Origin of the sequence: Catellatospora sp. NPDC049609 (genome assembly GCF_040675365.1) — a bacterium.
In the GTDB taxonomy this organism is placed as follows: Bacteria; Actinomycetota; Actinomycetes; order Mycobacteriales; family Micromonosporaceae; genus Catellatospora.
Map to the genome: position 1 here is coordinate 1 of NZ_JBFAOU010000229.1, position 10,821 is coordinate 10,821.

The window sequence follows — 10,821 nt, forward strand, 5'->3', positions numbered from 1 at the left end:
TCCGGGTCGGCGGCCAGCGCCTCCCACGAGCCGTGGCTGCGGGCCACCCCGTGCTCGGCGGCGAAGGCCTCGGCGGACGACGCCGTCCGCGAACCCACCGCCACCAGTTCCGCGTCCGGCACGAGCGCCAGCTCGCGCGCGAAGCGTGCGGCGATCCCGCCCGTGGCGAGAACGCCCCAACGAATCTGATCAGTCACGGAGCTGAAGCTACACCGGTTAAGCAGCAGCCCGGGCTCCGCATGTCACAGCTCAGCCGCCGACCCGGATCAGGCGCGCGCTCAGGTGCGGCGTCAGGCCCTCGCCGACCGCGGCCATGTCCTGGGCGTACAGCAGCGCGCCCTCGACGATGCCGTAGAGCCGGTGCCCGGCGGTGACCTCCTTGGCGGTGGAGGTGCGCGCGACGAAGTCGGTGACCATCTCGACGCGCGGCGGGTTCGCCTCGACCTTGCCGAGGTAGAGCTCCATGATGCCGGTCGGCGTGGTCATGATCGCCTCGACCTCGTCGGAGTCCTTGCCCGCGGGCCGCCACCAGCCGGACTCGCGGCCGCCCGGCCGGGCCGGCTTGGACTCCGCGTCGAGGATCCACGCCCGGGCCTCGTAGTGCAGGAACGGCCGGCCGTCGTGGCTGATCCGGATCTCCTGCGCGTAGTCGAAGTCCTCGATCGTCGGGTAACCGCCCCGGCCCCGGCCCCGCCACAGCCCGATGAACGGCAGCAGGTCCAGCAGGTCGGGGTGCAGGTCCGGGCCCTGCCGCAGGTCGTGGGTCTCCTCGTACGGGTACGGGTCGACCGGCGGCGCGTTCAGCCACGGCGGCGGCTGCAGCGGGTTCTCTTCTGTACTCACCGTTTCAACCCTCTTCGTCAGGCGGCTGCCCGGGGCGACGGCTCACCAGCGTCCCCGGGAGATCTTCACGGCCAGGTAGGCCAAGCCCCCGGCGAGCGCGCCGAAGCCCGCGACCAGCAGGCTGACGAACCCGATCTCGGTGACCACGGGTAGATCCTATGAGTACGCCTCAGGCGCCGCGCGTAGGCTGTCGGACGTGGCACGTAAACTCATCGTGAAGATCACCGCCGGAGCCGACGCGCCGGAGCGCTGCGCGCAGGCCTTCACGGTCGCGGCCACCGCCGTCGCCGCGGGCGCCGAGGTGTCGCTGTGGCTGACCGGCGAGTCGAGCTGGTTCGCCCTGCCGGGCCGGGCCGCCGAGTTCGAGCTGCCGCACTCCGCACCCCTGCCCGACCTGCTGGCCGCTGTCCTCGCCGGCGGCACGGTCACCCTGTGCACCCAGTGCGCCGCCCGCCGCGGCATCACCCCCCACGACGTCATCGACGGCGTACGCATCGCCGGCGCCGCCGTCTTCGTCGAGGAGACCCTCACCGACGACGCCCAGGCCCTCGTCTACTAGCGAGGGAAAGGAAGGGCACCTTCTTAACGCCATGGGTGGAGGAAGGGCACCTTTTTAACGCGGTCCACCTCAGGGGACGCGGCAGCCGGTGATGAACTCGACGGTCACCGTGCCCTCGCCGGCCACCTCGCCGCGCACCGCCACGTAGTTTCCGGCGTCCCAGTAGAACGCCTCCTTGGGGCCGTCGGCGGGCCGGGCGAGCGCGTCCGGCAGCCCGGCGGCCAGCTCCTGGACCGTGCCCGGCTCGGCCCCGACCGGGCCGCTGAGCGTGAGCGTACGCACCGCGGAGACGCCGTCGCGGGCCGCGCTGAGGCGGCAGTCGCGCTCGGCGTACCCGCCGTCCTGGACCGTCCAGCCGGCCGGGACGCGGGCGGTGACCCGGCCCATCGCCTGGTCGACGGTCGCCTTGGCCGAAGCCATGGTGGTCTGGTCGCGCAGTGACGGCGGATCGTTGCGGGCCGACCAGATGCCCAGCACGACCAGCAGCAGCGCCCAGGCCACCACGAGCGCCGTCCACAGCTTGCGGCGGCTGGGCGGCGTCTGCGGCTCCGGCTGCGGAGCCGTCTCGGAGGCGGGCGCGTCGATCGTCACGCGCTTCATGGTGTCACGCCCGCGCCGCCCGCCCTCATCGGATCAGGCGGCGGCACGGCGGCCGACGCACGTCGGCCGCAGCGGCGCGCGACCGTGGACCGTGGCGGCGGACGGCGGATCCGCGCCCGGACGGAGGATGATCGCTTTCTTTGGTCAGGATCTGCGGCCCAAGCACGTCATGTGACCGCAGACCGCAATCTCCCACCCCGCTCCGGACCCGCACCCGTCCACCTGACCGCAGAACGTGAAGAAGGGCACCTTCTACAACGCATAGCGTTAAGAAGGTGCCCTTCCTTTCCGGAGGATCAGGCGACGGCGAGGGCGACCTGGTTGACGCCGCGGTCGGCGGTGACGGTGGCGTCACCGTTGCCGAAGCGGGACAGGGCGCGCAGCTGCCAGGTGCCCGGCGCGGCGAAGAAGCGGAACTGGCCCGCCGGCGAGGTCACGACCTCGGCGGTGAACTCGCCGGTGCGGTCGAGCAGCCGGACGTACGCCCCGGCGACCGGGTCGCCACCGGCGGCCTGCACGATGCCGGTGATCACGGTCTCCTTCTCCAGGTCGACGCTGAGCGGCAGCGGGGCGGCCTGGTCGGGCGCGGCGCAACCGGCCGCGACAGTCGAAGCGGTCTGTGCGGTCATGGTGATCACGCCTTCCCGGGCTCGTCGCCCAGAGCCACCGGCACGCCGACGAGCGAGCCGTACTCGGTCCAGGATCCGTCGTAGTTCTTCACGTTCTGCTTGCCGAGGATCTCCTGCAGCACGAACCAGGTGTGCGAGGAGCGCTCGCCGATGCGGCAGTACGCGATGGTGTCCTTGCTGTCGTCGATGCCGGCCTCGGCGTAGAGCGCGGTCAGCTCGGCGTCGGACTTGAAGGTGCCGTCCTCGTTCGCGGCCTTGGACCACGGCACGCTGAGCGCGGTCGGGATGTGGCCGGCCCGCTGCGCCTGCTCCTGCGGCAGGTGGGCGGGGGCCAGCAGGCGGCCGGCGTACTCGTCGGGCGAGCGGACGTCGACCAGGTTCTGCACGCCGATCGCCTTGACGACGTCGTCGCGGAACGCGCGGATGGTCAGGTCCTGGTCCTTGGCGACGTACTGCGTCGCGGGGCGGGACACCGCGTCCTTGGACAGCGGGCGGGCGTCGAGCTCCCACTTCTTGCGGCCGCCGTCGAGCAGCTTGACGTCGCCGTGGCCGTAGAGCTTGAAGTACCAGTAGGCGTACGCGGCGAACCAGTTGTTGTTGCCGCCGTAGAGCACGACGGTGTCGTCGTTGCCGATGCCGCGCGAGGACAGGAGCGCCTCGAACTGCTCCTTGTTCACGAAGTCACGGCGCACCGGGTCCTGCAGGTCCTGGCGCCAGTCCAGCTTTACCGCACCGGCGATGTGGCCGCCGTCGTACGCGGTGGTGTCCTCGTCGACCTCGACGAACACCACGCCGGGTGCGCCGATGTTCTTCTCGGCCCAGTCGGCTGAGACGAGGGCGGATTCGCGACTCATGGAAGGTCTCCCTTGGGATATGGCTGGGTCGAAAACGTCTTGGCTGGTGACGCCACCGGGAGCACGAGCGGGAAAAGAAAAACGCCGCCGCGTACGGTTCCACAGGGGGTTTCACCGGGTACATGGCGACGGCGGCAGCTGACTGGCGGGGATGGCCTGCTCAGCGGTGAGCGGCTGGATGCGAGTCAGTGTTTCGGCTGCTAGACGATCACTTGCGCGATCGGGTGCGCGTTACTATGCCGCCGTCAGAAGACGGGGCAACACAGGCACGTGGCCACGCGGCACAGGTCGACCGCGCGCCGCTTGGTAAGCAGCGGACTCATAGTCTGTGACCCTACCAGCAGCGTCCTCATTTCGGGAATGTGTCGTCCACCATCCGGGATCGTCTACCCGGATGGTGGTCCGCTTCCCGGCTGGTCAGGCCAGTTCCACATCGGTGGCGGCGAAAGCCACCAGGATGCCGGTCGGCTCGGTCGTGACGTCTTGCAGCTCCATCTCGAAGGGCAGCTTCGGCGGGCTGAGCGTCACCGCGAGCCGGTCCCGGTACGCATCGATGATCGACTGCCGGATGGCGCCGGCGACGCCGCGCAGCTCGGTGACGCGCAGCCGTACCTTGCCGTCGACGATGGTCACCTCGGCCTTGCCGCTGACCGCGCCGATCAGCGGCAGCTTGCCGCTGACCTCGACGACGTTCTCGCCCGCCGAGCGGAGGGTGACCCCGGACAGGCCGCTGGCCTCGACCAGGCTGGCGTAGGACACCGTCGCGACGCCGTCGACCCTGGCCGCGACCGGCCGCGCGGTGCCGTCCATGAGCTGCGACAGGGGCGCCTCGACGTCGTACGCCGAGACGGTGAGCAGTGGCAGGGGCAGCTGACCGCCCTTCAGATCGCGCATGGTCAGCTCGATCTCGTCGTAGCGCCCCGCGGCGACCTGGGTAAGGAACGGGATGCCCTGCACCTTCACCTCGGGCGGCGTGGAGGTGATGCCCTGGCTCTGCAGGCGCGTGGCGACCCGGTCGCCGATCTCCCGCTCGGCGTAGTGCACGCCGACGCGGTCCGCGACGGCCAGCAGGATCCCCAGCACGACCAGCAGCGCGATGGTGATGCTGAGGAACTTTTTCATGCGGGCACCAGGAAGGCCACGCTGATCACGTAGGCGACCGGTGCGGCCAGCGCGAAGCCCGCCAGCGGACCCTGCATGTGCCGGGCCAGCCACATGGTCGGCGCCTCGCCGTCCACCTCCCGGCCGGCCTCGGCGAAGCCGATGGTGAGGTCGGCGAGCACCGCGGCGCCCGCGGCGGCCATGCCGACCAGGGCGGCCTCGTGCGGGGTGAACGCCACCAGGTAGCGGCCGATCACGGCGGCGGCGGCGGTGCCGAGCATGGCGCCCAGCACGATGCCCGCCGAGCCGCGCGGCACCTGGTCGGCGAGCCGCGGGTACGGCGCGACGACGTCGGTGAGGCGGGCGACGCCGAGAGCGATCCCGCTGGCGATGAGGCATACCACAATGGCTTGGGTGCCCACCGGGATGCGTGTCAAAACAATCAATGTCGCGAAGGAGACCACGCCCAGGACGATCACGACGGTCGAGGCGAGCGACTCGGAGACCTGGACCCGCCCCTCGGGCCGGATCATCTGGCCGACCACGCCCAGGACCAGGCCGCCCGCGGCGATCGCGCCGAGCGGCGCCACCGTCGCCACGTCCGGCAGGATGGCCGCGGCGTCGGCGGCGAGCGCGGCGACCACGCCCACGCCCGCGACGATCTTCTCCGCGGGCGGGCGGATCGCCATGGTGGTGGCGAAGACGTAGAGCAGCTGGGCGCCGAAGATCACCGCGGCGTAGGGCAGGCGGCCGGCGCCCACGCCCGCGGTCTGCGCGCCCATCACCAGGCCGACGCCGAGCAGCAGCGCGAAGCCCGCGACGGCCAGCGACAGCAGCCGGCGGACGGGCACGATCGCCGGCTCCAGGCCGTCGTCGTCGAGCTCGGGGTCGTCGTCGGGTTCGGCGGCGCGGCCGCGCCGGCCGCGCTCCTTCACCTGGACCGCCTCCTCCCGGCGGGAGCGGGGGCCGGGCTCGGCCGCACCGCGCGCGTCGCCGCCGCGGGCGGCGGGCACGGGAACGGGCGCAGGGCCACGACCGGCCGGGCCAGGGCCGGGCCGGTGCGGCCCGTCGAACTGGGGGCCGGGTGACCTGCGATTGCGGACGCTGTCGTCGGGAGGGGAACCGAGCACGCAACGATCGTGCCACCTCACCCCCCATGAGCGCACCCTCACGGTCGGCCGAATGGGCGAGCCGGGCGGACGGGTCCGTGCTGGCGCCGGGTCCGCCACGACCCGGGACGGCCGCCGGCCCGCCAGCGGTGATCGCAACGCGCGCGAAAACTGCTCGAAACATTGTCCAGCGCGCAGCTGTGATGAGTGACAAACAGGTGAGGTGCTGGTATTTCTATTGTTCTCGACTATGCTTCAGCTTTACCCGCCCGTCAGCGACGCCGGGACCGACGTGAGGCCAGCCACGCCCCCATGTGCTGCTCGCGCGGCCTTGCCGCGAGGACGGAGGCGATTTCGTGGAAATCCTGCTCCTGGTGACCGCACGTGCCGGTGAACCATCGGCCGTGCTGCCCGCGCTCGACCTGCTCCCCCACACCGTCCGCACCGCGCCCCGCGACGTGCGCACGCTCGTGTCGGCCCCCAGCCCCGACGCCGTGCTCGTCGACGCTCGCTCCGAGCTGTCCGAGGCCCGGGCCACCTGCCGGATGCTGCACGCCACCGGCATCGGCGTGCCGCTGATCGCGGTCGTCACCGAGGCCGGCCTGGTCGCCATCAACGCCGACTGGGGTGTGGACGACGTCATCCTGGCCGGGGCGGGCCCGGCCGAGGTCGAGGCCCGGCTGCGGCTGGCCGTGGGCCGGCTGACCTCCGCGACCGCCGCGGCGGGCGGGCTGATCCGCGGCGGCGAGCTCACCATCGACCCCGACACCTACGCCGCGAAGCTCAAGGGACGCCCGCTCGACCTCACCTACAAGGAGTTCGAGCTGCTGAAGTTCCTGGCGCAGCACCCGGGCCGCGTGTTCACCCGCGACCAGCTGCTGCGCGAGGTGTGGGGCTACGACTACTTCGGCGGCACCCGCACGGTCGACGTGCACGTGCGGCGCCTGCGCGCCAAGCTCGGCTCCGAGTACGAGGCGATGATCGGCACCGTGCGCCAGGTCGGCTACAAGTTCGTGGTGCCGTCCTCGCGCCAGCAGCTCGCCGACCGCGACCCGCTGGCCGAAGCCGCCGAGCTGCTCGCCGATCTGCCCTCGATCTGATCCGCCCGGCCTCTTCCCGGCTCGTGCCCGCGACTCACCGCCGCGGGCACGAGCCGTCTTCGTGAACGGCGTGGCTTCTCGGCGGACGCGGTCTGCTCAGGAGCGGTCGCGGTCGTGCCGCCGCCGGTGCCGCCGCCGCACGAAACGCCGCGGGCACGAGCCCGCGTCGGTGACGCGCGCCGCTCGACGCGAAAGGTTTTAATCACCGCGGGCTACGCTGACGCCATGATCGGGTATGCCGAGCGGCGCGACCGGCTGACGCCGGACGAGGTCGCCGCCGTCGCCGAGCTGGCGCGCGCGGCGGGGGACACCGACGGGGCGTACCCCCTCTCCGAGCACACGATGCTGCACCTGCGCCACGGCGGCGACGCCCCCGCGGTGCACCTGGTCGTGCGTACGCCCGACGGCGAGCTGGCCGGATACGCCCACGTCGACACCACCGACGCGGTGGACGGCCCGTCCGCCGAGCTGGTGGTGCACCCGCTGCGCCGCCGGCACGGGCTGGGCCGCGTGCTGGTCACGGCGGCGATCGAGGCGGCCGGTGAGGCCGACCCGGCGGGGCGGCTGCGGCTGTGGGCGCACGGCGACCACCCGTCGGCCAGCGCGCTGGCGCTGTCGCTGGGGTTCCGCCGGGCCCGGGTGCTGTGGCAGATGCGCCGCTCGCTGTTCGCCGAGGTGCCCCAGCCCGAGCTGCCCGACGGGGTGCTGCTGCGGCCGTTCCGGCCGGGTGTGGACGACGAGCCCTGGCTGGCCCTGAACGCGCGGGCCTTCGCCGAGCATCCCGAGCAGGGCCGGTGGACGCTGCGCGACCTGCGGGTGCGGATGGCCGAGCCGTGGTTCGACCCGGCGGGCTTCCTGCTGGCCGAGCGCGGCGGTGAGCTGGCCGGGTTCCACTGGACCAAGGTGCACGGTGAGCTGCGCCGCGACGCCGAGGCGGGCGGCCGGACCCACCACCACGACCCGATCGGCGAGGTGTACGTGCTCGGCGTGGACCCGTCCGCGCACGGCACCGGGCTGGGCCGGGCGCTGACCGCGGCCGGGCTGCGGCACCTGCGGGCTCGCGGCCTCGACCAGGTGATGCTGTACGTCGACGAGTCCAACAGTGCGGCCACCGCGCTCTACCAGCGGCTCGGGTTCGCCCGCTGGTCCACCGACGTGCTGTTCCAGCGGAGCTGACCGACCCCTTCCGCAGCCTTATGACATCCATCACCATCTAGGCATGGCTTCCGCCGCGCCGCCGCCCGTGCCCGCCGACTTCGCGGAGTACGTCGCGCGCCGGCTGCGTCCCCTGGAGCACGCCGCCCGGCAGCTGCACGGCGACGGCGCGCCGGCCGAGGCGCTGGCGCGGGAGCTGCTGAGCCTGGTCGCCCTGCGCTGGACCCGGCTGCGGAGCAGCGACGAGGAGCACCACGCCGACCCCGGTGCGGCCGCCGACCGGTACCTGCGCCGGCTGTTCGACCGCGAGGCGCGCGACGCCGCGCCGTACCAGCGGGTCCGGCTCGAACTGGACCGGACCCCGCCGCCGCGGCGGCCCGGCCGGGCGGTGGACGTCGCGGCGGAGGCTGCCGCGCTGTGGGCGCGCGGGCGCGGCGTGCTGCGCCGCCGCCTGCTGGTGGCGGGCGGGGTGGTCGCCGCCGCGCTGGCCGCGACGGGCGCGCGCGGCCTGTCCGCCGCGCCCGCGCCGGTCCCGTCCCGCTCCCCGTTCCCCGCCCTGCCCAGCGCCGTGGTGGACATGCCCTGGGTGGACGTGCTGGCGGCGGCGGGGGAGCAGCAGCGGCTGCCGTGGGCGCTGGTCGACCAGCTGCCGCGGGAGCTGTCGCCGGGCGCGGTCGCGCAGCTGCCCGCGCTGAGCGCCCGGCCCGCGCCGCACGCGCTGGCCCTGCTGACGTCCGGCGGGGCGGGGCACGTGCTGGCGCTCGGGCGCGACGGCGCCTGGCGCCGGGTGGACGCGGCGCCGGAGCAGGCCGGCAGGCACCTCGACGAGGGGGCGCTGTCGCCGGACGGGGCGTACGCCGCGTTCCCGCTGACCGACGGTTGGCGGGTGGTCGAGATGGCGACCGGCCGTGCCCGCAACCACCTGCTGCGGGCGCCCGTCGTGGTCTGGCTCGGCCCCGGTCACCTGCTGTTCGGCGAGGACGCGCTGCTGGAGGTGGCCACGGGCCGGCTGCTCGGGGCGCCGCTGGGCTCCCGTGACGCGGTCGCGGTCCGCCGGGCAGCGGCCGGGGCCGCGGCGGACACCATGCTGGAGCTGCTGTCGGTGGGGGAGCCGATCACCGCCCCGGCCCGGGTGCGGCGCTGGGAGCACCACGCCACGCAGTGGGTGGCGGCCACGCTCGCGGTCGGCGGTGAGGCCTCCGGGCACCTGGGGCCGTTCCGGGGCGCCGGGTTCACGGTCGCGGGCACGGGTGGCCTGGTCGCCCGGGTGTGCGAGCCGCAGGCGCTGCCGGCGGGCCTCGGCCGGCCCGCGGACGCCGCCGTGGCGGTGCTGCAGCCGGGCACCGGGGAGGTGCGGCGGCTGCTGGCGGTCGACGAGGAGACGGCCGGGGAGGTGCGCCTGCTGGGCTGGCTCGACCTGCGCCGGGTGCTGCTCTACTGCGCCGGCGGGCAGGGGGTGGCGCCCCGCCAGGGGCGCCGGGTGCTGGCCTGGGACGTGCGCGACGGGCGGGTCGGCCTGGTCGCCACCGCGCCCGGCCCGGGGCGGCTGTCCCTGGCGGACCTCGCCGGCGCCGTGTGACCGCGTTCACTTTCCGGCCACACCCTGCTGCGCCTTCCGTCACCGGTCTTGTTTTGCCTGTTCACCCCACGTTCATCTGACACGGGAGAGCCGTCTACCTGGGGCGTGCAATGTCGGGGTCAGGCCGGTGACGGCCGCAACTCCCTGACTAGGAAGGCACCCCTGAAGTGAACCGTAACGTGCTCTCTCGGCGCGTGCTTGCAGGTGTCGCGATCGCTGCGCTTGCTCTTGCCGGTTGCTCCTCGAAGGGCGGCGACACCGACCCGTCCGCCAGCGCCGGCACCGGCCTGGCCGCTCTCTCCGGTGAGCTGAAGGCCTCCGGCGCCAGCTTCCCGAACACGTACTACCAGGAGGCGATCCTCGCCCTGAAGGACGAGGCGCCGAACTTCAAGGTCACCTACAACTCGGTGGGCTCCGGCACCGGCAAGAAGGAGTTCGGCTCCGGCCTGACCGACTTCGCCGGCTCCGACAGCACCGTCAAGGACACCGACGGCGTGCCGGCCGACACCTTCCTCTACGTGCCGACCGTGGCCGCGCCGATCACCGTGTCGTACAACCTCAAGGGCGTCGACAACCTGCAGCTGAGCGCGGACACCCTGGCCAAGATCTTCCAGCGGGACATCAAGGTCTGGAACGCGCCGGAGATCGCCAACGACAACCCGGGCGTGACCCTGCCCGCCACCAACATCTCGGTGGCGCACCGCTCGGACGGCTCGGGCACCACCAACAACTTCACCAAGTACCTGGCCGCCGCGGCGCCCACCGCGTGGAAGCTCGGCAGCGGCGACACCGTGGCGTGGCCGGCCGACACCCAGGGCGGTGCCAAGAACACCGGTGTCGCGCAGCTGATCCAGGCCGCCGACGGCGGCATCGGCTACGTCGACCTGGCCGACGCGACCGACATCAAGCTGACCTTCGCCGCGATCAAGAACAAGGACGGCAAGTTCGTCAAGCCGACCCTGGAGGCCGCCACCGCGGCGCTCGCCGGTGCGGAGGTCAAGGACGACCTGACCTTCAACCCGCTCAACGCGGCCGGTGCCGACAGCTACCCGATCACCGCGCCGACCTACCTGCTGGTGAAGAAGACCTACACCGACGCCAAGCAGAAGGAGCTGGTCAAGGCGTTTGTGACCTACCTGCTGAAGGACACGAAGGACCTGGCCAACGAGCTGCACTACGCGACCCTGCCGGCCGAGCTGCAGACCAAGGCGCTCGCCCAGCTGGACAAGATCAGCTGAAAGCCGATCTGACCTGACCGGTGCGGCGGCTGCTGGGTGAGGTCGACGGCCTGC

The 10,821-nt window shown here is 73.0% G+C and carries 13 protein-coding genes and 1 pseudogene; 5 read left to right on the plus strand and 9 right to left on the minus strand.

Annotated elements, in window-relative coordinates; all coding sequences use genetic code 11:
* The 3 genes and pseudogenes from AB0J67_RS35915 to mtfM all read right to left on the minus strand — a co-directional run.
* A pseudogene (locus AB0J67_RS35915) lies at positions 1-197 on the minus strand (gfo/Idh/MocA family oxidoreductase); the annotation flags it as partial.
* Between the two features lie 52 nt (positions 198-249).
* Entirely contained in the window at positions 250-843 is a 594-nt protein-coding gene (locus AB0J67_RS35920; protein WP_363489368.1) for an FABP family protein, read from the minus strand.
* A 42-nt stretch (positions 844-885) separates the two neighbouring features.
* Complete coding sequence (gene mtfM, locus AB0J67_RS35925; protein ID WP_275411636.1) at positions 886-990, minus strand: small membrane protein MtfM; 105 nt, start codon at positions 988-990, stop codon at positions 886-888.
* Positions 991-1,039: 49 nt separating this feature from the next.
* On the opposite strand from mtfM, the gene AB0J67_RS35930 reads away from it, so the two are divergent.
* Positions 1,040-1,402, plus strand: a complete 363-nt coding sequence (locus AB0J67_RS35930) for a DsrE family protein (protein ID WP_363489370.1) — start codon at positions 1,040-1,042, stop codon at positions 1,400-1,402.
* 69 nt (positions 1,403-1,471) lie between these two features.
* On the opposite strand, the gene AB0J67_RS35935 is transcribed toward AB0J67_RS35930, so the two are convergent.
* The 6 genes from AB0J67_RS35935 to AB0J67_RS35960 all read right to left on the minus strand — a co-directional run bounded on the left by AB0J67_RS35935 (position 1,472) and on the right by AB0J67_RS35960 (position 5,452).
* Positions 1,472-1,993 carry a hypothetical protein gene (locus AB0J67_RS35935; protein WP_363489372.1) on the minus strand — a complete coding sequence of 174 codons (522 nt, stop codon included), beginning with the start codon at positions 1,991-1,993 and terminating at the stop codon, positions 1,472-1,474.
* 305 nt (positions 1,994-2,298) lie between these two features.
* Positions 2,299-2,631 carry a DUF1416 domain-containing protein gene (locus AB0J67_RS35940; RefSeq protein WP_363489374.1) on the minus strand — a complete coding sequence of 111 codons (333 nt, stop codon included), beginning with the start codon at positions 2,629-2,631 and terminating at the stop codon, positions 2,299-2,301.
* Positions 2,632-2,636: 5 nt separating this feature from the next.
* The gene (locus AB0J67_RS35945; protein WP_363489376.1) at positions 2,637-3,485 is read right to left on the minus strand and encodes a sulfurtransferase; all 849 of its coding nucleotides are present in this window, start codon (positions 3,483-3,485) and stop codon (positions 2,637-2,639) included.
* Positions 3,486-3,730: 245 nt separating this feature from the next.
* The gene (locus AB0J67_RS35950; protein ID WP_363489378.1) at positions 3,731-3,838 is read right to left on the minus strand and encodes an Ms5788A family Cys-rich leader peptide; all 108 of its coding nucleotides are present in this window, start codon (positions 3,836-3,838) and stop codon (positions 3,731-3,733) included.
* Positions 3,839-3,902: 64 nt separating this feature from the next.
* The gene (locus AB0J67_RS35955; RefSeq protein WP_363489380.1) at positions 3,903-4,607 is read right to left on the minus strand and encodes a DUF2993 domain-containing protein; all 705 of its coding nucleotides are present in this window, start codon (positions 4,605-4,607) and stop codon (positions 3,903-3,905) included.
* Positions 4,604-5,452 carry a hypothetical protein gene (locus tag AB0J67_RS35960; protein ID WP_363489390.1) on the minus strand — a complete coding sequence of 283 codons (849 nt, stop codon included), beginning with the start codon at positions 5,450-5,452 and terminating at the stop codon, positions 4,604-4,606. Before AB0J67_RS35960 ends, AB0J67_RS35955 begins: the two co-directional genes overlap by 4 nt.
* A 599-nt stretch (positions 5,453-6,051) precedes the next feature.
* Between AB0J67_RS35960 and AB0J67_RS35965 the strand changes: the two genes are divergently transcribed.
* The 4 genes from AB0J67_RS35965 (at position 6,052) to pstS (ending at position 10,767) form a co-directional block, all read left to right on the plus strand.
* Positions 6,052-6,795: a response regulator transcription factor gene (locus AB0J67_RS35965; RefSeq protein ID WP_363489382.1), complete on the plus strand. Its 744-nt coding sequence runs from the start codon at positions 6,052-6,054 to the stop codon at positions 6,793-6,795.
* A 225-nt stretch (positions 6,796-7,020) separates the two neighbouring features.
* Complete coding sequence (gene mshD, locus AB0J67_RS35970) at positions 7,021-7,971, plus strand: mycothiol synthase (RefSeq protein ID WP_363489384.1); 951 nt, start codon at positions 7,021-7,023, stop codon at positions 7,969-7,971.
* Positions 7,972-8,014: 43 nt separating this feature from the next.
* The gene (locus AB0J67_RS35975; protein ID WP_363489386.1) at positions 8,015-9,529 is read left to right on the plus strand and encodes a hypothetical protein; all 1,515 of its coding nucleotides are present in this window, start codon (positions 8,015-8,017) and stop codon (positions 9,527-9,529) included.
* Positions 9,530-9,723: 194 nt separating this feature from the next.
* Entirely contained in the window at positions 9,724-10,767 is a 1,044-nt protein-coding gene (gene pstS / locus AB0J67_RS35980; protein ID WP_363489388.1) for a phosphate ABC transporter substrate-binding protein PstS, read from the plus strand.
* Positions 10,768-10,821: the final 54 nt, after the last annotated feature.

What these genes read in the sequence shown, in the direction of transcription:
- AB0J67_RS35940 (WP_363489374.1), bottom strand. Translation starts at nt 2,631, where the DNA reads ATGACCGCACAGACCGCTTCGACTGTCGCGGCCGGTTGCGCCGCGCCC.
- AB0J67_RS35945 (WP_363489376.1), bottom strand. Translation starts at nt 3,485, where the DNA reads ATGAGTCGCGAATCCGCCCTCGTCTCAGCCGACTGGGCCGAGAAGAAC.
- AB0J67_RS35950 (WP_363489378.1), bottom strand. Translation starts at nt 3,838, where the DNA reads ATGAGGACGCTGCTGGTAGGGTCACAGACTATGAGTCCGCTGCTTACC.
- AB0J67_RS35955 (WP_363489380.1), bottom strand. Translation starts at nt 4,607, where the DNA reads ATGAAAAAGTTCCTCAGCATCACCATCGCGCTGCTGGTCGTGCTGGGG.
- mshD (WP_363489384.1), top strand. Translation starts at nt 7,021, where the DNA reads ATGATCGGGTATGCCGAGCGGCGCGACCGGCTGACGCCGGACGAGGTC.
- AB0J67_RS35975 (WP_363489386.1), top strand. Translation starts at nt 8,015, where the DNA reads ATGGCTTCCGCCGCGCCGCCGCCCGTGCCCGCCGACTTCGCGGAGTAC.